Annotated in this window: 17 protein-coding genes, 1 pseudogene and 1 riboswitch; of the genes and pseudogenes, 5 read left to right on the top strand and 13 right to left on the bottom strand. The window is 25.5% G+C overall.

Annotation, left to right across the window (positions count from 1 at the left end; genetic code table 11):
* Window positions 1–287: 287 nt before the first annotated feature.
* The 6 genes from H9660_RS12710 to H9660_RS12735 all read right to left on the bottom strand — a co-directional run bounded on the left by H9660_RS12710 (window position 288) and on the right by H9660_RS12735 (window position 6,960).
* Window positions 288–776, bottom strand: coding sequence for a CarD family transcriptional regulator (locus H9660_RS12710; protein WP_191750757.1), 489 nt, complete (start codon window positions 774–776; stop codon window positions 288–290).
* 252 nt (window positions 777–1,028) lie between these two features.
* Window positions 1,029–2,876: an ABC transporter ATP-binding protein gene (locus H9660_RS12715; protein ID WP_191750772.1), complete on the bottom strand. Its 1,848-nt coding sequence runs from the start codon at window positions 2,874–2,876 to the stop codon at window positions 1,029–1,031.
* 52 nt (window positions 2,877–2,928) lie between these two features.
* The gene (locus tag H9660_RS12720) at window positions 2,929–4,665 is read right to left on the bottom strand and encodes an ABC transporter ATP-binding protein (RefSeq protein WP_191750758.1); all 1,737 of its coding nucleotides are present in this window, start codon (window positions 4,663–4,665) and stop codon (window positions 2,929–2,931) included.
* 88 nt (window positions 4,666–4,753) lie between these two features.
* The gene (locus H9660_RS12725) at window positions 4,754–5,185 is read right to left on the bottom strand and encodes a MarR family winged helix-turn-helix transcriptional regulator (RefSeq protein WP_191750773.1); all 432 of its coding nucleotides are present in this window, start codon (window positions 5,183–5,185) and stop codon (window positions 4,754–4,756) included.
* Window positions 5,186–5,349: 164 nt separating this feature from the next.
* Window positions 5,350–5,541: a hypothetical protein gene (locus tag H9660_RS12730; protein ID WP_191750759.1), complete on the bottom strand. Its 192-nt coding sequence runs from the start codon at window positions 5,539–5,541 to the stop codon at window positions 5,350–5,352.
* A 621-nt stretch (window positions 5,542–6,162) separates the two neighbouring features.
* On the bottom strand, window positions 6,163–6,960 hold the full coding sequence (locus tag H9660_RS12735; protein ID WP_191750760.1) for a DUF368 domain-containing protein: 798 nt from the start codon (window positions 6,958–6,960) through the stop codon (window positions 6,163–6,165).
* 179 nt (window positions 6,961–7,139) lie between these two features.
* Between H9660_RS12735 and H9660_RS12740 the strand changes: the two genes are divergently transcribed.
* On the top strand, window positions 7,140–8,861 hold the full coding sequence (locus H9660_RS12740) for an ABC transporter ATP-binding protein (RefSeq protein ID WP_191750761.1): 1,722 nt from the start codon (window positions 7,140–7,142) through the stop codon (window positions 8,859–8,861).
* 11 nt (window positions 8,862–8,872) lie between these two features.
* Window positions 8,873–10,606 (top strand): ABC transporter ATP-binding protein, encoded by a 1,734-nt coding sequence (locus H9660_RS12745; protein ID WP_341479600.1) that lies wholly within the window; start codon window positions 8,873–8,875, stop codon window positions 10,604–10,606.
* Between the two features lie 289 nt (window positions 10,607–10,895).
* On the opposite strand, the gene H9660_RS12750 is transcribed toward H9660_RS12745, so the two are convergent.
* From H9660_RS12750 to H9660_RS12760, 3 genes are read right to left on the bottom strand one after another with little or no spacing between them, the layout of a single operon-like run.
* A complete protein-coding gene (locus H9660_RS12750) occupies window positions 10,896–12,266 on the bottom strand; it encodes a HAMP domain-containing sensor histidine kinase (RefSeq protein WP_191750763.1) in 1,371 nt (456 codons plus the stop codon).
* 4 nt (window positions 12,267–12,270) lie between these two features.
* The gene (locus H9660_RS12755; protein ID WP_191750764.1) at window positions 12,271–12,945 is read right to left on the bottom strand and encodes a response regulator transcription factor; all 675 of its coding nucleotides are present in this window, start codon (window positions 12,943–12,945) and stop codon (window positions 12,271–12,273) included.
* An 11-nt stretch (window positions 12,946–12,956) separates the two neighbouring features.
* Complete coding sequence (locus H9660_RS12760) at window positions 12,957–14,177, bottom strand: hypothetical protein (protein ID WP_191750765.1); 1,221 nt, start codon at window positions 14,175–14,177, stop codon at window positions 12,957–12,959.
* Between the two features lie 198 nt (window positions 14,178–14,375).
* On the opposite strand from H9660_RS12760, the gene H9660_RS12765 reads away from it, so the two are divergent.
* From H9660_RS12765 to thiT, 3 genes are all read left to right on the top strand, one after another.
* Window positions 14,376–15,722 (top strand): MATE family efflux transporter, encoded by a 1,347-nt coding sequence (locus H9660_RS12765; protein ID WP_191750766.1) that lies wholly within the window; start codon window positions 14,376–14,378, stop codon window positions 15,720–15,722.
* Between the two features lie 63 nt (window positions 15,723–15,785).
* Entirely contained in the window at window positions 15,786–16,355 is a 570-nt protein-coding gene (locus tag H9660_RS12770; protein WP_191750767.1) for a serine/threonine protein kinase, read from the top strand.
* A gap of 58 nt (window positions 16,356–16,413) precedes the next feature.
* A riboswitch (TPP riboswitch) is annotated at window positions 16,414–16,515 on the top strand.
* A 57-nt stretch (window positions 16,516–16,572) separates the two neighbouring features.
* On the top strand, window positions 16,573–17,217 hold the full coding sequence (thiT, locus tag H9660_RS12775; RefSeq protein ID WP_191750768.1) for an energy-coupled thiamine transporter ThiT: 645 nt from the start codon (window positions 16,573–16,575) through the stop codon (window positions 17,215–17,217).
* 38 nt (window positions 17,218–17,255) lie between these two features.
* Here thiT and H9660_RS12780 read toward each other — a convergent pair.
* From H9660_RS12780 to H9660_RS12795, 4 genes and pseudogenes are all read right to left on the bottom strand, one after another.
* Window positions 17,256–17,732 (bottom strand): annotated as a pseudogene (locus tag H9660_RS12780) (amidohydrolase family protein); the annotation flags it as partial.
* Window positions 17,733–17,752: 20 nt separating this feature from the next.
* Window positions 17,753–19,012: a citrate transporter gene (locus tag H9660_RS12785; RefSeq protein ID WP_191750769.1), complete on the bottom strand. Its 1,260-nt coding sequence runs from the start codon at window positions 19,010–19,012 to the stop codon at window positions 17,753–17,755.
* A gap of 397 nt (window positions 19,013–19,409) precedes the next feature.
* Window positions 19,410–22,259 (bottom strand): type I pullulanase, encoded by a 2,850-nt coding sequence (gene pulA, locus H9660_RS12790; protein WP_191750770.1) that lies wholly within the window; start codon window positions 22,257–22,259, stop codon window positions 19,410–19,412.
* Window positions 22,260–22,487: 228 nt separating this feature from the next.
* Entirely contained in the window at window positions 22,488–23,459 is a 972-nt protein-coding gene (locus H9660_RS12795) for a lysylphosphatidylglycerol synthase domain-containing protein (RefSeq protein WP_191750771.1), read from the bottom strand.
* Window positions 23,460–23,572 lie beyond the last annotated feature (113 nt).

Genomic DNA, 23,572 nt, shown 5'->3' on the forward strand with positions numbered 1-23,572 from the left:
ATATTATAATCTATATAAAACAAAGACCTATTAAATTTATTTTTTTAAATAGGTCTTTGTTTTGATTATATAAATTATATTTTTTTATTATATTTTTATACGCTGAAATTTTAAATTAAGAGAATTATTATATGTTGTTCTACTAGATATGCTGTTTAAATATGACATTTTTAGATTTATTGAAGCTATTTAATATCTCAACTTAAAATGGCTGGTTCACAAATATTGTGTTACAGTCATTTTAAATGAAAATATTAAAATGTATAGGAAATTTTTCACTTAATATATTAAATATTATTCTTAATATATTCTCCGACTTCATCAAGATTAATATCTAATACTATTGCAATTTCTTCATATAATTGTTTTTTAGCACTTATCATTATATCTTCATCAGTTTTATTAAGTTTTTTACCTAAAGAGGCCTTTTCATTTTCTTCTAATCTAATAGAATTTATTACTTTTATTACCTCTTCAGCTACTCCACTTTTAATTATTGCTTTATATTCTTGAATTTTCTTTCGTGTATCCTCTATTTCTAATGTCTCATTTTTTGCAAATAGTTCTATAAGATCTTCAACTTCTGTCTTAGTCATTAGTTTTCTTAATGAAAGAGCTTTATTTTCAACTGGTATTTTAATAGTCATCTTACTATTATATACAGGTGATAAAATATAATACTCATGTTGCTCTTTTCTTATAGATACCTTTTCTATATCTTCAACCTTACATACACCATTTACTCCATATACAATATAATCATTTACTTTAAACATAATTTCCCTCCTTATATAATAGCAATAAAAAAAGTAGTTCCTACAGCTAAAATCCCTAGGAACTACATGCTATTAATATATTATACCATAAAATCCTTAAAATTTCTAATAATATGAACATTTAACTACATATATTAGACAAAGAACTTAAATAAAAAAAGAGATAAATATAATTTCCTAAAGAATAAAAATAAACCTATTAATTAAAATTAAAAATTTCAATTAATAGGTTTAATAAAATATTTTATTTTCTTATTCTAGTTCAAATGCTCCTGTATATAATTGATAATACTTTCCTTTCTTATCAATTAAATCTTCATGATCTCCACGTTCTATTATTCTACCTTGATCTAAAACCATAATTACATCTGAATTTTTAATTGTAGAAAGTCTATGGGCAATTACAAATACAGTTCTACCTTCCATTAGTTTATCCATACCATCTTGAACTATTGCTTCTGTTCTTGTATCTATACTTGATGTTGCTTCATCTAATATTAATACTGGTGGATTGGCTATTGCAGCTCTAGCTATTGCTAGTAGTTGTCTTTGTCCCTGTGAAAGACTAGCTCCATCTCCAGAAATTATAGTATTGTATCCTTGTGGTAAGTGTTTTATAAATGTATCAGCATTTGCAAGTTTAGCTGCTGCATAAACTTCTTCATCGGTTGCATCTAATTTACCATATCGTATATTATCTGCTATCGTTCCAGTAAATAAATGTGTATCTTGAAGAACTATTCCAAGTGACCTTCTTAAATCATCCTTCTTTATTTTATTAATATTTATTCCATCATATCTTATTTTACCGTCTTGAATATCATAGAATCTATTAATTAAATTTGTAATTGTTGTTTTACCTGCACCTGTTGCACCCACAAAAGCTATTTTTTGTCCTGGTTTTGCAAATAAATCTATATTATGAAGTATAATTTTTTTATCATTATAACCAAAATCTACATCATCAAATACTACATCACCAAGAAGTCTTGTATAAGTTATACTTCCATCACTATGAGGATGTTTCCAAGCCCATATTCCAGTACGTTCTTTTACTTCTTCTATACTTCCATCTTCTTTTATTTTTGCATTAACTAAAGTTACATATCCTTCATCTACTTCATGATCTTCATCTAGCATTTCAAATATTCTTTCTGCACCTGCAAGAGCCATTATAACAGCATTAAATTGTTGTGACATTTGACCTATTGGCTGATTTAATGTTCTTGTAAGTTGAAGAAATGAGGCAAGAGAACCTAAAGTAAATCCCCCTACTCCGCCTATAGCTAAAACTCCACCTACAATAGCTGTTAAAACATAATTAATATATCCTAAGTTCCCCATTATTGGCATTAAAATATTTGCAAATGTATTTGCCTTATCTGAACTATCTCTTAAAGCTTCATTTAGTTCATCAAACTTAATTTTAGTTTCTTCTTCATGACAGAATACCTTAACTACCTTTTGTCCTTCCATCATTTCTTCTATATATCCATTAACTTTACTTAAATCCTTTTGTTGCTTTCCAAAGTACATTCCACTTTTTCCACCAATAGATTTTATTGTTTTAAACATTACAAATATCATAAATATTGAAACTAATGTTAATGGTATACTTAAAACTATCATAGATATAAATACACTTAATAATGTAATTATAGATGAAGCAAGTTGCGGTAAACTTTGACTTATCATTTGTCTTAGTGTATCTGTATCATTTGTATAAAGACTCATTATTTCACCATGAGGATTTCTATCGAAATATCCTATAGGTAGCTTTTCCATATGTTCAAATAAATCATCTCTTATTTTCTTTAATGTTCCTTGTGATATAAATACCATTATTCTACTATAAAGATATGTTGATATTGTACCTATATAATATATAATAGCCATCATGCCTATTGCTTTAAGTAATGGAGAAAAATCAACACCTCTTTGTCCTAAATAAGGAGTTATATAGGAATCAATAAGTGTCTTTAAGAATAACGTACTTGCTATAGTTGCTAAAGAACTTATTAATATAAGTATTATAACAAATAAAAAATTAAGTTTATATTCTTTAAATATATAAGATAAAAGTCTTTTTAGGGTTTTCATTGAGTTTTTAGGCTTTCTTTTTGGACCTGGTCCTTTTCCTAAATCTTTTTTCTTAGTTTTCACTTATACCAGCTCCTTTCACTTGTCCTCTATATACATCTTTATATATTTCGTTATTTTTTAATAGCTCTTCATGAGTTCCAATTCCATCTATCATACCATCATTTAAAACTATTATTTTATCTGCATCCTCTACTGAAGATATTCTTTGTGCAATTATAATTTTTGTTACATTTGGTATTGATTCTTTAAATGCTTTTCTTATTAATGAATCTGTTTTAGTATCTACTGCACTTGTTGAATCATCTAATATTAATATCTTAGGATTTTTTAGTAAAGCTCTTGCAATAGTAAGTCTTTGTTTTTGACCACCTGATACGTTAGTACCACCTTGCTCAATGTAAGTATCATATTTATCTGGAAGATTTTCAATAAACTCAGTTGCTTGAGCAGCTTCACATGCTTTTATTATTTCCTCATCTGTTGCATCTTTATTTCCCCATCTTAAGTTTTCCTTTATAGTACCTGAGAACAATACATTCTTTTGAAGAACCATTGATACTGCATTTCTTAAAGTTTCTATATCATAGTTTCTTACATCTATTCCTGAAACTTTAACAGATCCACTAGTTACATCATAAAGTCTTGGTATTAATTGAACTAATGATGTTTTTGAACTACCTGTACCACCTATAATACCTATTGTTTCTCCCGATTTTATTTTAAAGTTTATATTTTGTAGGCTTAATTTTTCTTTATCATTACTGTAACTAAAATCAACATTACTAAATTCAATTGATCCATCTTTAACTTCATAAATTGGATTTTCTCCATTTTTCAAAGTACTATCTTCTTCTAAAACTTCTACAATTCTTTCAGCTGATGACTTTGCCATAGTTACCATAACTAAAACCATTGACATCATCATAAGACTCATTAGTATATTACCTGCATAAGCAAATAAACTCATAAGTTCACCAGTTGTCATATTATTTGAAAGTATAAATTTTGCTCCAAACCAAGAAAATAATATTATTATAGTATACATTGTAAATTGCATAACTGGTGCATTTAATATTATTAACTTTTCAGCTTTTATAAAATTATCATATAAATTTTTAGAAGCCTTATGGAATTTACTAACCTCATGTTCTTCTCTTACATATGCTTTAACTACTCTAATTCCTGTTAAGTTTTCTTGTACACTTGCATTTAATTCATCATATTTTTTAAATACATTTTCGAAAATTGGATATGCTCTACTTATAATAGAATATAGAGCAAACCCTAAAAATATTGTTGCTCCTAAAAATATTAAAGCCATTTTAAAATTAATATAAAAACTCATAAGCATTGCTGAAATAAGCATAAACGGTGCTCTTACTAAAGTTCTTATTATCATAAGATATGCATTTTGGACATTAGTAACATCGGTTGTTAATCTTGTTATAAGACCTGATGTTGAATATTTATCTATATTCTGAAAAGAAAAGTCTTGTATATTATAAAACATAGCTCTTCTTAAATTTTTAGCAAAACCTGTTGATGCACTAGCACCTGTCTTTCCTGCTAAAGCTCCAAACATAAGAGATATAAATGCTATTATAAGGGTTATAATTCCTATTAAGGTAACTAATCTCATATTACCTTTTTCTACTCCATTATCGACTATTTTTGCCATTAACAATGGAATAATTACTTCCATTATAACTTCTAAAGCTATAAATATAGGAGTTATAATAGAATCTTTTTTATATTCTCCAATATAGCCAGCTAATTTTTTTATCATAGTATTCCTCCTTTTATATAAAATATATTTATCTAAGTACCTAGTAATTCAAGGTTAGTTAGGTTCCTAACAAAAATCATAAATAATACTAATCACTTATTTTTTTATTTAATTTTTCTAAAATATTTATGAAAATCTCTAATTCATCCGCTGCTAATGTGTCTTTAATAAGATACTCGATTTCTTCTATTTCTTTATAAACTAATTTATGAATTTCTAATCCCTTATCCGTTATAATTATCTTTTTGAGCCTTGCATCTTCAGAAACACTTACTCTTTTTATAAGTTCATTTTTCTCCATTAGTGTAAGAACACTAGTTACAGAAGAACGTCTAATATCAAATTCTTCTTCAATAGTTTTTTGAAATATATCTATTTTGGATGAATTATTATAGATAAAACCTAGAATTTTAGCCTGCATAGTACTAATTCCATATTCTGATCCAATTTTACCTATTCTCCTTTTTATCTTATGTGATAGTATATTTATTTTTCTTCCCACATGCCTAATTTCACACATCATATCACCACACTTTTGTTAGACTTCTAACTAATTATATACCTTATGTATTTTTTCGTCAATAAACTGATATTCCTTTACATCAATTTATACAAAAAATTTTTATATAAGTATAAAGATAGAAAAAATCTATCTTTATACTTAGCATATTACTGTTATTTAATCTAATTTCTAATTAATGATAATATAAAATTCAAAAACTTCTTTCTTTTATAATATAATTTGCATATATCTCTTTTAATCGTAATTGAGTTTACACATTCATCCTTACAAAATCTTTCAAATTCAATATCTTCTATTTTTATATTTCTTATCTTATTAAATTCTCCGCCAGTTAACAAATAAAATTTTTCCATTTCTATTCCTCCAGTTTAATTCTTCAAAATTATTTTTCTTCCTTCTAAAATTGCTCATAATACAGAATCCTCCTTTATTTTATTTTTATATAAAAATAACCTTGGTTTCCCAAGGTCATAAATTATAACTTTATTATAAAAAATCACACAAAAAAAAACCATGAGTATAATAACTCATAGTTACTAATTAAAAAGTTGCATTCTATTTAAAATATAGAAATTTTCTTAATTGGTAGAGTTATTAATAAAATATTTTTTTTATTAAATTTTATTTCTTTTACTATTGAATAATTAAACATTCCTCTACCTCCTTAAAATTTAAATTTTTATACTATACTAGTATATATCTTCATCCATCATTTGTAAATACTTTTTTTGGTTATTTATTCTTTTATCTTTAAATTAGTAACATTACATATCAATATAACTATTCTATTAAATATTATATATTTAAAATAAAAAATCACCTTATATCTAAATAAAGTGATTTTTCATATAAAAGGATAAGTTTGTTAATTAAAATATGTTAAATAGCTTTCAAATATATAATATAATTTATTTATTATACTAATATTAAATATATATTAAAAAATTTTAATACTAGTTAAATTTATATAACTTTTATTCATTTCTACTTATATAATATGTAAATACAAATCCAATAATACCAAAAACAATTCCTATAATACTCTCTATTCCATTAACGCCAGGGAACACAGAAAAAACAGATCCTAATATAAAACCAAAAATTAATATATAAGTTTGTTCTGGATACTTAACTAATAAACTTTCAATTATTCTTGCAGTTAATAATGTGCCTAAAACTCCTCCTAAAGCAATCGGTATTAATATAGGTATATTAAATTGTATAACAGCCGTTATAACTGTATTATAAAGTCCTAATACGTAAAGCATAAATGATCCACTAATACCTGGTAAAATAAGTGCTATAGCAACTACTACTCCACCAATAAATAACCATATAAAATTAAATAAATTTAATGAAGTTATTATTGATGATGCATCATTATTAGGCTCTCCCATCATTAAAACTATAACTATACCTATAATTAAATAAATTATACTTTTTTTATTAAATCCTTTTACTGTAGCTTTTCTAAACATAAGTGGTGCTCCACCAAGAATTACTCCAATAAACAAATATCCTATAGGAATAGGAAAATTATCAAATAAACTCTTAACTATATTACTAAATAAAAAAATACCTACTATTGCACCAATACCTACTTGAAGTAAAATTTTATATTGATTCTTAAAATCCTTCAAAATATTATTAATCGCATGTAAAAGTTTATCATAGATTCCTAGAATCATTGCTATAGTTCCACCACTTACTCCTGGTACTATTTGAGATATGCTAATTGCTACTCCCTTTAAAAAATTCTTTAAAAATTCCATCTCTCCACTCCTACTGTAAATATTATTTTCATATGTAATTATAATTTAATTTTAAAATATAAATATTACTAAAATCTTAAGATACAATTTATTATTTTACTAAAAGAATTTTTTAAATTATTTATTATTTAATGCTATAATGATAAATAATTAAAAATTTTAAAAAAGGACTGATTAAATTGTTAAAACTTATTTACTTTATGAAAGATTATAAGAAAGAATCAATACTTGGTCCAATATTTAAATTAATTGAAGCTATATTAGAACTGTTTATACCAATTGTTATGGCTAAAATTATTGATATTGGTATCCAAAATAGAGATATCAATTATGTCTTTAAAATGGGTGGTGTATTGATCCTTTTAGGAGCTATAGGACTAGCTTTTGCTCTTATTTGTCAATACTATGCGTCTATTGCTTCACAAGGAGCTGGAACTTCAATTAGAAGTAATTTATATAAACATATAAATAATCTTTCTTATTCAGAAATTGATGAAATAGGAACTCCAACTCTTATAACACGATTAATTAATGATATTACTCAAATTCAAACTGGAATAGCTATGTTAATAAGACTAGGAACTAGAAGCCCCTTTATAATTATTGGTTCTACAATTATGGCTATATCTATTGATTTGAAACTTTCAATAATATTTTTAATAACTACTCCTTTAATAGCCTTAGTTATTTATTTAGTAATGAGTAAGTCATTACCCCTGTATAAAGTCATTCAAGGAAAATTAGATAATTTATCTCTAATAACAAGAGAAAATCTTGAAGGTACTAGAGTTATTAAAGCATTTTCAAAGGAAGAAAGTGAAAAAGAAAGATTTAAAATTGCTACAAGTGAACTTACAGATACTTCTATTAATGTTGGTAAAATTTCTGCACTTCTTAATCCAATTACATATATGATTATGAATATATCTATAATAGCTATATTATGGTATGGAGGAATTAGAGTTAACATAGGTTCATTAACTCAAGGTGAAGTAATTGCTTTTATTAATTATATAACTCAAATACTACTTTCTTTAATTGTATTTTCTCAATTAATTGTAACTTTAACTAAAGGTGCAACTTCGGCAAATAGAGTTTTAGAAATAATTAATATTGAATCTACAATTACTGATAATAAAATTAATTATAAGGATAAAACTAAAAATGATAAGCCTTTAATTGAATTTAAGAATGTTTCTTTCTCTTATAAAGATTCAAATGAATATTCTTTAAAAGATATTAATTTAATTATAAATGAAAATGAAACAATTGGAATCATTGGTGGAACTGGTTCTGGTAAATCTACATTAATTAATTTAATTCCTAGATTTTACGATTCTACTAAAGGACAAGTACTTATTAAAGGAATAGATACAAAAAACTATGCTCTAAAAGAACTTAGAAATTTAATAGGTATAGTTCCTCAAAAAGCTGTTTTATTTAAAGGTAGTATTTTAGATAATTTAAAATGGGGAAAAGAAAATGCTACTATAGATGAAATTAATGAAGCATTAGAAATATCTCAGGCAAAATCATTTGTAGATTCTTTACCAGAAAATATTAATTCAGAAGTTATGCAAGGTGGTAAGAATTTTTCAGGTGGTCAAAAGCAAAGACTTACTATTGCTAGAGCTTTAATTTCTAAACCTGAAATTTTAATTTTAGATGATAGTTCCAGTGCTCTTGACTTTACAACTGATGCTTTACTTAGAAAAGCATTAAAAGAAAAAACAAGTGAAACAACAGTTATTATTGTATCACAAAGAGCTAGTAGTATAAAAAGTGCTGATAAAATAATAGTTTTAGATAATGGTGAAATATCTGGAATTGGAACTCATGATTATCTTCTTGAAAATTGTGAAGTATATAATGAAATATGCTCTTCACAATTAAACAATTAGGAGGTGATTTTTTGAATACTAAAATATTAAAAAGAATTTTAAGTTATACAAAACCTTATAAAAAATTTATAATAATTGCCTTTATAAGCGCTATTATAAATATTACTTTAACATTACTGACTCCTATATTAATAGGTAGAGGTGTTGATTTTATTATAGGAAAAGATAATGTTAATTTTTCTAGACTTTTAAACATATTAATTTTATTATTAATTTCAATAATTTTTTCTGCATTATTTCAATTAATTATGACTAGATGCACTAATATAATTAGTTATAAAACTATTAAAGATTTAAGAATAGATGTATTTAATAAATTAAATGAACTACCTCTTAAATATATAGATAGTAATTCTCATGGTTCAATCATTAATGGAGTTATAAATGATATAGAAATAATTTCTGATGGATTACTTCAAGGATTTTCACAGCTTTTTACTGGGGTTATAACTATAGTTGGTACTTTAATATTTATGCTTTCAATAAATATTAAAATTGCACTAATAGTTGTTATAATTACTCCTTTATCATTATTTACTGCCTCTACTATTGCTAAATACTGTCATTCTATGTTTAGAAAACAATCTGAAGTGCGTAGTGAATTAACTGGATATGTTGAAGAAATGATAGGAAATCAAAAAGTAGTTAAAGCTTTTTCTTACGAGGATCGTTCTATAGAAAGCTTTGAAGAAATTAATAAAAAATTATATAAATATGGACAAAAAGCTCAATTTTACTCTGCCCTTACAAACCCAGTAACTAGATTTGTAAATGGTATAGTTTATGCAGCTGTTGGGATTGTTGGTGCTTTAAGTGCTATAAATGGTAATTTATCAATAGGTAATTTATCTGCATTTTTAAGTTACGCAAACCAATATACTAAGCCTTTTAATGAAATTTCTGGAGTTATAACTGAATTACAAGCAGCCTTTGCCTCTGCTAATAGAGTATTTAAAATATTAGATGAAGAGCCTGAAGTTCAAGATAAATCTACAGCTATTGATTTAGAAAACTCTGATGGTACTGTAGATATAAATAATCTTTGTTTTTCTTATAATAAAGATAAATCATTAATTGAAAACTTTAATTTAAAGGTTAATCCTGGTGAAAGAATTGCAATAGTTGGTCCTACCGGTTGTGGAAAAACTACTTTAATTAATTTACTTATGAGATTTTATAATATAAACTCAGGTGAAATTAAAATTGATAATATTAATATAGATAATATAACAAGAAAAAGTACGAGAGGACTTTATGGAATGGTTCTTCAAGATACTTGGCTTTTCTCTGGAACTGTTAGAGATAATATAGCTTATGGAAAAGAGGATGCTACTTTAGAAGAAGTTATTGAAGCTGCTAAAGCTGCTCATGCCCATAAATTTATTATGAAATTACCTAATGGTTATGATACTGTACTTTCAGAGGATAGCTCTTTATCACAAGGCCAAAAGCAGCTTTTATGTATAGCACGAGTTATGCTATCTAAACCACCTATGTTAATATTAGATGAGGCTACAAGTAGTATAGATACACGTACTGAAATATACATTCAAAAAGCCTTTAATAAATTAATGGAAGGAAGAACTTCATTTATTGTTGCTCATAGACTTTCTACTATTAAAGAAGCTGATTTAATTTTAGTTATGAAAGATGGAAAAATCATAGAAAAAGGAAATCATAAAGAATTATTAAAGGAAAATGGCTTCTATGCAAATTTATATAATAGTCAATTTGCTACAACATAAATAATCTTAAGTTTAATAATAAAAAAAGAGATAAACATTATATTCCTAGCTCCGTCGCATTCGCTCCAAGTCGCCGTCATACAATGTTTATCTTTTTACAAACTGAAGGAATGAAATTATAAAGACTATCTCTTATACTACGAATTTTGCTACTCTCATAAAGTTGTCCATATATTTGTCTTTATTATAATTTCATAAAGAATACAGAATTTAAATAACCAGATTGAGTAGATTATTGTAAATACTTCTCCTCTCTATCTGGTTATTTTTTATTTGTTCTTTATTTTACCTATAATATTAATTTGAAAATTATATATCCTTCTATAATATCATATGATAAATTCCAATTATTTTCTTTAGCTAATTCGTTACATAAATATAAACCTAATCCCGAACTACTTACTTCTTTAGTTATATCATTAAAGTTATTATACTTAATAAATGGTTCAAAAAGTCTATCCTTTATTTCTTCTGGAATATCTAAAATTTTATTTTTAATAGTTAAATTTATATTCTTTTCCTCTTTAAATAACTTTATCTCTATTTTTTTAGATGCTGAATATTTAATACTATTATCCAATAAATTTATAAATATTTGCTCAAAGTCTTCAAAAACACCATAATAACTTATATTTTGTAAATCATTTTTTATATTTAAATTTTTATCATTGATTCTTAATTCAAAATCCTCTTCTATTTCTTCTATTAATTCTGTAAGAGAAAAGTTGTTCTTAAATTTATTTCTATTAATTTTACCTCTTGAAGCTTCTAATATTTTTTCAACTAAGTTTTTCATTTTTTCACATTCTAAAACTATCCTACTACTTGATCTACTTATAAAATCATCATCCATTTCTTTAATATTATTATCTCTAAATATTTGAGAATAAAGGGAAATTGAAGTAATTGGAGTTTTAAGTTCATGAGTTGCATTATTAAAAAATTCTCTTAATACCTTATCTTGAGTTGTTAGTTTGTTCTTCATTAAATTATAGGTTTTTGCTAAATCTGAAATTTCATCTTTAGAATTTATTTCTATATCATCTATATCTTTTCCTAATTTAAACTCCTTCATAGAGTTTTTTAAATCATTTAATGGCTTCATAGATTTATTTATTATTAAGGATATAGTTAATATTAAAGCTATTACTACAAGAACTTGTCCTGAAATTATAATGAAAATAGTTTTTATCATCTGGCTATATTTATAAGAATAGTCTTTTTGTATTAACAAATTTGCAATAAAAACATCCTTAATATAAATTGGATAATTATATGTTATAAAATAAGAATTATTTAGATATTTGAATTTAATTATTGATTTAATATTATTACTTTCAGTGAGAATATTATAAATTTCTTCATCATTTATAAGCTTACCAACTGATTGATTTATTTTACTATTTTCATTTGAGAAGCCAACATAGTCTTGGATAATTTCATTTATTGGAGAAAGACTTTTCCAAATGGGTTCTTCCATTATTTCATTTTGATTTACTATATTTAATGCTGCCACTTTTATATTATTCATTTCTTGTATAATACTATTTTTAAAGGAATTATTTAAATATATCGATATAAAAACAGTAAATATTATATTTATAACTAAAACAGAAACTATACTTCCTATTAATAACTTTCCTTTTAAGGTTTTATTCAATTTATCACCTCATTATATATCCTATGCCAAAGACAGTTTCTATTATAGAATTATCTTTATCTTCATTAAGCTTTTCCCTAAGTCTTCTAATATGAACATCTACAGTTCTCGTATCTCCCTCATAATCATATCCCCATATTTTTTCTAATAAATCATCTCTAGAAAAAACTATTCCTCTATTTTCATTTAAAAAATTTAATAAGTCAAATTCTTTTCTTCTTAATGTTATTTCCCTACCTTCTTTTATTACTCTCCTATCATTAGGATATACTTTTATTAATTCATCTGTTTTATCTTTATCATCTTTATCTATTCCTTTTTCTTCTCTTCGAAAAATAACCTTTATTCTTACTAACACTTCTTTTATATCAAAAGGTTTCACTATATAATCATCTGCTCCAAGCTCTAGCCCCAATACTTTATCAATAATTTCTCCTCTAGCAGTTAACATTATAATATAAGCTTTTTTAGATATTTCTTTACAAATATCAAATCCATCTATATCAGGAAGCATTAAGTCTAGTAATACTAAATTGGGTTTAAATTCATTAAATCTTTCTAATGCATCTTTTCCATTGAATACACTTCTTACATCATAATCTTCTTTTCTAAGAGCAAAGGTTATTGCGTCATTTATTGAATATTCATCTTCAACTACTAGTATTTTTTTCTTTTCCATAAAATAACTTATTACCTTTCTTCTATTTCTAAAATTGAATATTTTATTTCTTCATCTGCTATGGGTTTATCAGGATTTTTAAGAATCTCTTTAGAATATTTAAGCTTAGTTAAGAATATTTTAGTTCCTTCCTTATTAGATAAAACATAGTTATAAATATATTCTTCTTGATCATTTAGCTTATATACTAATGTTATATTACCATCTTCAGATATTTCTCCTAAATACCTTTCGTCTTTATAATAAATATCATAAAATTTAGAATTAAACTTACCAGCTATTGATTTTTCCTTATCTAAATAATTTATTTCTCCACTTTTAATATTATAAATTACACTCTCAAAAGTATAAACTATATCAACTCCATCATTGTCTTTTATATATTTAGTTTCACCTATATTAAAAAGTAATTTATCATTAGATAATTTGCTAACAAAATTTAACTTCCTACCATTTAAGTTTAATTTTTCTGTATCTATACTCTTATATTCTTCAAAGTTAACACCATTTTCATCTAATATAATCTGATACATTGTTCCTGCTTCATCTATACCTATAATTAAATTTAAATTATTATCATAATAAAAACTTTTTATTTTTTTATCATTATTACTTAAATAATACCTTTGATTTTTTATATCTATAATAATAAATTCATCTGCTGGAGAGTTTGCTTCATTTTTTGTAGCTAAATAGTTTTGAATATAGTAGTTATCATTATTTGGGACACTAAATCCATACTCTATAAACCTTTTAAACTTATACTCTATATTACTATAATCCTTTTCAAATCCTCTAAGCTCAAACTTAGTTTTATTTATAATGTCTATATAATAAAACTTTCGTTCACTTAATTTTGAAGAATCAACCATATATATTCCACTTCCAGAATCTCCATTAAAATTATTTAGAAAATCTATCTCTTCCTCTGTAAATTTTTCTTCCTCCACTTTTTTAAAAGCCTCTTCATTGTCTAAAAAATATAGATTAAAATTACTCAATGGATCTCCATTTTTGCTAGGAATCATATTTACATAAAGAATATTGTCATAGTAAAACCTTGGATAAATCCTGCTATCTTTAATATTGTTTTCAACATTCCTTTCTGTAATAATATATTTACTAGATTCATTGTTTTCTTTAGTATTTTCCTCTAAGACCTTTGTAGTATTACAACTAATTAATACTATGGAAAGTAAAATTTCCATAATTAATGAAAATATCTTTTTCATTAAAAAAACCTCCCTTTATATTATTTAATTATATAATAAATGGAAGTTTTTAAAAAGTAATACTAAGTTATTACAAAGTTGTTAAATAATTTTCAAATTTTGAAATAAAGTTGCTATGCTTTTATTATAATGTTATCATTTATATTGCTAAAAAGTTGTATTTTTTGTAAAAATTTAAAAAGAAGGAGGGAATAAAACTTGACTAAAGATATGACAACGGGGAATCCCGTAAAATTAATTTTAACCTTTTCAATTCCTTTGCTTATAGGTAATATTTTTCAACAATTTTATAGTATGGCTGATACTATAATAGTTGGAAGATATCTTGGTGTTGATGCATTAGCTGCTGTTGGCTCTACTGGTGCTATGGCATTTTTAGTTAATGGCTTTGTAATTGGATTAACTAGTGGATTTGCTGTTCTAGTTGCTCAAAGATTTGGAGCAACTGATGATGAAGGAGTAAAAAAAGCTTTTGCTAGTTCTTTAATACTATCTTCTATTATGACTATAGTCGTAACTGCAATAAGTATGTTATCTGCTAAACCATTATTAGAACTTATGAATACACCTGATAATATTATGAAAGATTCCTTATCTTATATTATTATTATCTATGCTGGAAATATTGCAATTATTTTTTATAACATGCTTGCTAGTATATTAAGAGCTCTTGGAGATAGTAAAACTCCACTATATTTCTTAATTATAGCTTCTATTTTAAATATAGTTTTAGATATTGTATTTATAGTTAATTTCAATATGGGAGTATCAGGAGCCGCTTATGCAACAATTATTTCTCAATCTATTTCGGCAATACTATGTGCAATTTATATTATAAAAAAATTCCCAATATTAAAGTTAAAGAAAAAACACTTCAAAATAAGAAAAAATTATATCCAAAAACAACTTAGAATAGGAGTTCCTATGGCATTACAATTTTCTATAACCGCTGCTGGGGCAATGGTTCTACAAGCTGCTCTTAATAATTTTGGTTATAAAATAATAGCTTCCTATACAGCCGCTTCAAAAGTTCAACAGTTAGTTATGCAACCAGCAGTTACATTTGGTGTTGCAATGGCTACTTATTCAGGACAAAACTTAGGAGCTGGAAGAATTGATCGTATAAAAGAAGGTGTTAAAAAATGCAGTATTATAAGTATAATCGTTAGTATAATATCAACGATTGTTGTAGTATTATTTGGTGGAACCTTTACTAAATTATTTATGAGTGGAAATGATTTAGAGGTTATATCATATGCTAAACAGTATTTAAATACTGTTTCAATATTCTATATACCTCTAGGACTTATTTTTATATATAGAAATACATTGCAAGGAGTTGGGGAAAGCTTTGTTCCAATGATGGCTGGCTTTGCTGAAATGGTCGCTAGAACTGTAGCAGCCTTTACTCTCCCTTTAGTTTTAGACTTCACTGGAATAGCATTAGCTGATCCAGCTGCTTGGATAGCTGCTATAATTCCACTTACGATAACTTATTATAATAAAATAAATATAATTATGAAGGAAAAACAAATAGCTATTTAAAATAATATCATAATAAATTTATTAGCATACAATAAATGAAAGTAATAATTATAGGTGTGTGTAATGAATTACCTTATAGAGGCTAAAGACTTTAAATTATTAGGACAAGGTGCTGAAGGTGCAGTCTATTTAACTCCTGAAGGATATGCTTTTAAAGTCTTTAAAAATATTAAAAATGCTAAAAGTGAAGATGATATTCTAAAAAAAACTTGTGATAGTCCATTTTTTCCAAAGCCTATAGTTAGAGTAGGTAACATATTAATACGAGAATACGTAGGTGGAATAACTCTTAAAGAATATATTTCAAGGCATGGACTTCCTTATAGCTTATCAAAAGAAATAATTGATTTACTTGAAGATTTAAAAAGACTTAAGTTTAAAAGACTTAATATTAGAAATGCACATATTTTTGTAAATTCTAAAGGAAAAATTAAAGTTATTGATCCAAGAAAACCTTATAGTAAAATAACTCCTTATCCTAAAGATATAGTAAAAATACTAGTTAAATATCATCTATTTGATAAATTTTTAAAAGACTTATTACAATATAAACCGGAACTTTTAACTTATTGGACTACATCCTATGACTATCTTGCAAATCCTAGAAAGAAAAGAATTTATAGATATGGTTAAAATAATAAGTATTGACTTTTATATCCAGTTTATGTACAATTTATATAATAACATAATAATTAAGTGCTAGGGGTGCCTTTAGGCTGAGAAATGATTTATCATTAACCCTCTTTACCTGATCTGGATAATACCAGCGTAGGAAAGTCACAAAGAATATATTAGTGATATTTGTTAGTTACTAATGTACCTCCTAGCATATTTTTAGGAGGTATTTTTTATGATTAACTTTATTAACACAATAAAAGAAGGATTCACAGAAATAATAAGTAGTCCTTTATCACTAGCAACTCTTATAGGCGTTGTTATACTAATTTTAGCTCTTATTAAGTTTAAGAAGGTTAAATTAGATACTAAGATTATGGCTAGAATAGGAATATCCTTAGCCTTAGCTACAATATTGCATCTTATAAAAATAGTAGATTTGCCTAATGGTGCTGGCAGCATAAATTTAGGTAGCATGGTTCCAATTTTAATAATAGCCTTTATGTATGGTCCTGAAATTGGCATGCTTACAGGATTTTTATTTGGAATTATATACTTAATAATAAGTCCTTATATACTCCATCCAATACAAGTATTATTCGATTATCCTCTCCCATTTATGGCAGTTGGACTAGCTGGCTTCTTTAAAAATAAAAAATTAATAGGAGCTACCTTTGGCATGTTAGTACGATTTGTATTTCATTTTATATCTGGAGTATTGTTTTTTGGCGAATTTGCTCCTGAAGGTTGGTCTCCTATGCTTTACTCATTAGTAGTAAATGGTTCTGTAGTAGGTGGTAACTTATTAGTTATATTAATAATATTATCCTTATTACCACTCTCTACAATATTATATAACGCCTCTAATGTATCTCAATAAAAAAGAACATTATAAAGCAGGGTTATCCCTGCTTTATTTTAAAAATTAAATTTAACTTTTCTTTCTGTTTCTACTGTAACTTTTCCATTCTTTATTACAAATAATCTATCAGGTATATCTATAATCGCATCATTTAAATATTTTGTATCTAAAAGTACTAAATCTGCATTTTTTCCTATACCAATTCCATAATCTTTTAAACCAATAGCTTTTGCTGGATTAGTTGTAATCATTGGTAGTACAGTTGGTAAATCATCAGCTCCACCTAAATGTGATACTGGAATTGCAAGCATAGCTATTTGTATTAAATCTCCATTTCCGTATGGTGTAAATGCATTTCTTATATTATTTGTAGCTAAACACATATTAACTCCACCATCTCTTAAGGCCCTTACTGGAGTAACAGCACGTCTAACATTATATTCATCATTTCTTGCTCCAAGATGAAGATCTGTAGCTGGTAAACTCATAACACTAATCTTAGCTTCATTCATAAGCTTTATAATAGGTTCTAATTTTTCCTTTGGTAATGCTGCTAGACTAGTAAGATGTCCAACTGAAACCTCATTTGGCTACCAAGTCCAACTCCCATTGCAACAAAACCTAATGCAACTGGTGAGAAACCAAGAGATGTTACAACTGGTAATACTAAGGTTAAAATAGATCCTACATATGCTCCTGCTGGCACTCCTATTAAGAATCCTGCTAAAACTGCTGTTGGTACTACTAATGCAGCTGGAGCCGATTTAGCTACACTAACTATTGTCACAAAGGCACCTGTTTGATTTATAATATTTATAAATGCTAAGAATATTCCAACACTGAATAATCTAACTAATATATAGTTTGAACCATCAACCATTGCATTTACAGATTGGTTTAATGTCATCTTAGTACAAATAAATATTAATGCAACTGTAATTACTGTATACACTAAAGGTGTAACTAAAGAGAAGCCTATTAATTTATTTATAAGAGGTCCTATGATAACTGCAGATAATAAGAATATTGCTGGTATCGTATTAACTAGTAATTCTTTATTACTCATATTCTTAAATTCTTCATTTTCTTCTTCCTTAAATAAAACTTTTCTCTTTTTAGTACCATATATAGCTATTATAACTGCTATAGCTACAAATACTAACCAAAAAACTCTCATTTGAGCTACATAATCAGCTACTGATACATTACTTAATTTTGATACTATGCCAGTTTCTAAAGATGCAGGTGATGTAGTAAACGATACTGCTGCTGCTATTGCCATACCTGCTACTAATTCTGGTATAGCTCCTACTGCTGCAAATGCTAAAGGTGCTATAACCATTGCACTACCACCACCAATACCTGACATATAAGTAGCTGCTGCTTGCAATATTACAATAAATGCTGCTAAATATTCAACTTTTCCTTTAATTCCACGTTTTACAAGTGTTAATGAAGATGTATAACTACCTGCTGCAAAAACTGCCATTGCTAATGCTGAATTAATTATAGGAACTGTTATAGTTAACATCGATGGAAGTGATTGTAATAAAAAGTCATTAGCTTGAACTAAGCTAATACCTCCAATTATCATAGCTAAAACTCCACCAATAAAACCAGCTATTAACATATCTACTCTTTTAACTAATAATACTATTATAACAATAAGTGGTATTATTGTTAGAAAAGCTTTAAATCCATGAGGGGTTTGCACTTCTTGTAATGTATCAGCTGCAAATACCCTAGTATTAAATAAAAATGTAGAAAAAATAATTCCTAAAAATAAGATCAATTTATTTTTATTTCTGTTCATAAAAATCCTCCTAATATTGAATTTTTAATATTATTTATAAATAGCACTTCTGTATATGTTTACATAAGTTTTATTATTATATAATAAATATTTATTACTTTAATATAAATATACCATTGTTTTTTTTGTTTTTCTTTGCCTCTACATTCTAAATAAAATGTTATTTTCTATACTCTAGTGATAAAAAAAAGAGATAAACATTATATTCCTTGCTCCGTCGCATGCGCTCCAAGTCACCGTCATACAATGTTTATCTCTTTACGAACTAAAGGAAGGAAATTATAGAAACTCTAATTCTTACACTACGAATTTTAATAATATCATAAAATCATCCTAAACTTATCTATATCTATAATTTCTTAAAAAGCAAAAATAGCTAAGGGATTATTTTATCCTCTTAGCTATTTGCATACATAATTAAAATAGAAAACGATCTAAGTTCTGGAATTTCATTATATTTTACAGTTTTAATTCCATTTGGATTTATTAAATCATTTACTGCAAGTATTAACCATTCTTCATTCTTTGGTTTTTCTATATATTTATTAACATTATAGTTATCTATGGATGTTGCATTAAATATTACAATTAGTTCTTTATCCTTATCCTTATAATGCCACTTTATTACTCCAACTTTTTCATCACCATTTAAAAAACTTATATTTATTTTATTTACATCTTCTCTTTCATTAAATCTAAATTCATTAAATTTCTTTCTAATTTCAATTAAATTCTTTACATAATTAAATACCTTTAAATACTTAACTTTATCGCTCCAATAAAAAGCATTTATATTATCTGGACTTTTATAGCTATTATGATCTCCATTTTTTGTTCTTAACAACTCTGCTCCCCCTTGAATAAATGGTATTCCTTGAGAAAGCATTACTATAGAAAGTGCTAATATATTCCTTCTTACTAAATGATTGTCAAAAATATTTTCTTCATCAATTATTCTATATTCCTCTTCTTTTATATTAAAATTTAAACTTTTCTCAATATGATCCCATAAAGTATAATTATCATGAGCGTCTACATAATTTATACTTTCCCCCGGTTCTTTAGTTAAAGTATTTATTGAACCTTTTAATCCTTCTATTATGCTCCAAGCTGTAGGTCCATCATGTGGATTTCCATTTACAAATCCTCTAGATGGAGTATTATTTCCTCTTATATAATCTCTAAAATTATCATTAAATACTGAAAATTTACTTCCTCTTTGACTGCCTCTATAAGTTCCATTTATTACTGCAGACTCTCCCCCCTTCCATGGCTCACCATAAACAATAATATTTTCATTAAAACTTTCTGTAATATTTACTATATCTTTCATAGTATCTAAATCTATTAATTCCATAAGATCAACTCTTAGTCCATCTATATTGTAGTTAATTATCCAATGCTTTATAGAATCAATAATAAATTTCCTAACCATTGGTCTTTCTGTTGCAATTTCATTTCCACATCCTGAACCATTAGTAAATCTTCCTCTATAATTACTTCTAAAATAATAACCAGGTACTATATTATCAAAATTTCTAGTTTCATACATATGATTATAAACAACATCCATAACTACTCTTATATTATTCTTATGAAGAGTTTTTATCATTTTTCTAAGTTCTATAATTCTAGTAATAGGACAATATGCATCACTAGAATAACTTCCCTCAGGAGCATTATAGTTTTTAGGATCATATCCCCAATTTCTATTACCTTCTTTATTTGATTTTCTTTCATCAACTGAACCAAAATCAAATATAGGAAGAATATGAATATGCGTTATTCCAAGTTCTTTTAAATGATCTATTCCAGTACTTACACTTATATTAGTTAAACTATCCCTATAATTTGTTCCCTCTTTACATAAACCTAAATATTTTCCTCTATATTTTTTATCTACTCCACTTTCTTTTGATATAGTAAAATCTCTTAAATGTAACTCATAAATAATACTATCTTCTTTTTTTATTAATTTAGGTCTTTGATTTAGAAGCCAACCATAGGGCATAGTCTTATTGCTATTTATATCTACTAAATATCCTTTTTCTCCATTTATTCCAACAGAAATACTATATGGATCAACAGCATAATTTACTCTTATATATTGCAGACCATTTCTGTCTATATCTTTAAAATAGAGCTTATATAAATAAAACTTGTTTTCATTTATTTTTCTATCTATCTTTATATTAAATATTCCGTATTCTTTAATATAATTCATTTTATATGATATTTTTTCTTTTTTATCATACCAGTTTTCAAATATACATAAATCTACATCAATAGCTGAAGGAGCCCACAGTTTAAAATTTATATTTTCTTCACTGTATGTTACTCCCATATCATTACCTTCGTAATTGAATTTATCTAAAAATTTTCTTAATGTTACTTTACAAGGTAAAAATGTATTACTTGCTCTTATTTCAATTAAATCACTTGGTAAAAAATTTAAATTTAAGTCAAAAAACTCAACTTTTTTTGAATTACCATCAATATAATATTTAACATCGCTATTTTTAATTCCATTTATATAAATATAAAATTCCGTCATTTCTAATGGATTTCTGGATAGAAATGCTAATATACTATTTTCAGTATCCATTATTGCTACTTCAATTCTTGGCTTTATATAATCAATTACTTCATAAATATTTGTTATTAACCTATTTTCTCCATAAACTATATAACAATTTTTTGTTTTTTTAGGGATCTCGAAGGTTATGCTTTGTTCTGACCAATCATTTCCCCAATTTTCCCCCCAAGCTCTTCTACGTGCTATAACATTTTCTTCTTGAATAAAAGCACATTTACCAAAATCACTATCTCCATCTAAAGGTACATCATAAGATACTCCATTCTTAGAAAATACCCAAAGATCCCATTTATAGCCACTACCAAAATAATCTCCATCATTTTTTATAAAATGTACTAAAGTTTCTTTTCTTTCTTCAAACTTAATTGAAAATTCTCTATGTGATTTTTCTCCTGTATTTATATCTTCACAACTTACACCTAATTTTTCAATTTTTTTTAAGGAATTATTAATAAATATTATATTATTATTTAATTTAATATCTTCTCCTATATAATCTATACTCCACTTAACTTTTTTTATTTCTTCTATTCCATAAATAGATTCCTTTAAAGCAATTAGCTCTATTTCTTCTCCTAAATAAAATATATTGCAAGATGCTTTTATTCTTAATATACCTTCTTTGTTTAGCTTTGTAATATCTATACTCATTTTTTCTAAGCTCCAATACTGTTATAATATATTTTATGCTATATATAGATTATTGCCCCAGGATTATATTACTATATGTATAAACATATTTTTTAATATGTTTATTGAATTGATAATAAAAAAATCTTCTAATAATAAACAAATATTTCACTTAATTAATTTGTCTATCATAAGAAGATTATATTATTACAATATATTTTTTATTTAATTTTTTCTATTTTCAGCTCTTTAATTAGATTTATTATATTTAATTTTACATAATCCTAATTTTAATATTTTAAAGCAACTTTTATTTATTTTCCTTTTTCTCTCATATAAAAACAAAAATATCCCAACTGTCAGTGGAATTATATAATAGCTTATACGATATAATACTAATGCTAACACTGCTTCTTCTTTATTTACTCCCAAAGAAGATACCCCTAGGATAAATGAAATATCAAATCCACCAATTCCTCCTGGCATCATACTTATAATTCCTATAGCTGATGCTGTTACATATATAGGAAATATTTTTGATATAGATAGTGATACACCTAACATTTTTAAAATAGAGAATAATAGTAGAGCCATTGCTATCCATTCTATAGTTGAAAGTATCATTATCTTTATATTATTAATAGCCACTTCTTTTTTATTTTCACATATATATCTATTTAAATTATACATAATTAAAATAGGCATATACAAAGATGCAAGGAATATTCCAAGTTTTATTATATCTATATTGTATAAATCTCTTATATTAATAATAGAGTAAATTAAACAAATTACAGAAAAACCTGTAAAATTTAATAATACTACCTTGGATACCTCTTTTACTAAGGCTGTTTTATCTTTAATATATGGAGAATAAAAATAACTCTTAAGAGCTATAGCAGATGTACCTCCAAATCCAACAATACTTGAAATTGAACTTGCTATCCAAGAAGATTTATATAAATCTCTATTATTCAAAGAAATTTCACAAACATCCTTTATTATAAAATCATATAATGATAATGGCAAATAAGATATTAAGCCTAAAGTTATAATTAAACTTAAGCTCATAAAAGAAAGCTTGTCTTTATATAAGCAAAATGTATTTATATCAAACTCCGAAAAAACTTTTTTAAACTGTAAAAGTATTATTACAAAAATAATAATACTTACCATAACTCTAATTTTTGCCTTTATTTTATTCTCTACTTTTAATAACATATAGTTTCTCCCTAAGTATTTTATGATTGTAAAACCTATCAATCCTTTTTAAGTATATATCAATAATTACCTAAATACAAAATAATTTTGCTTATTCATATTTTATTACATAT

Source organism: Clostridium gallinarum, from assembly GCF_014836325.1.
In the GTDB taxonomy this organism is placed as follows: domain Bacteria; phylum Bacillota; class Clostridia; order Clostridiales; family Clostridiaceae; genus Clostridium; species Clostridium gallinarum.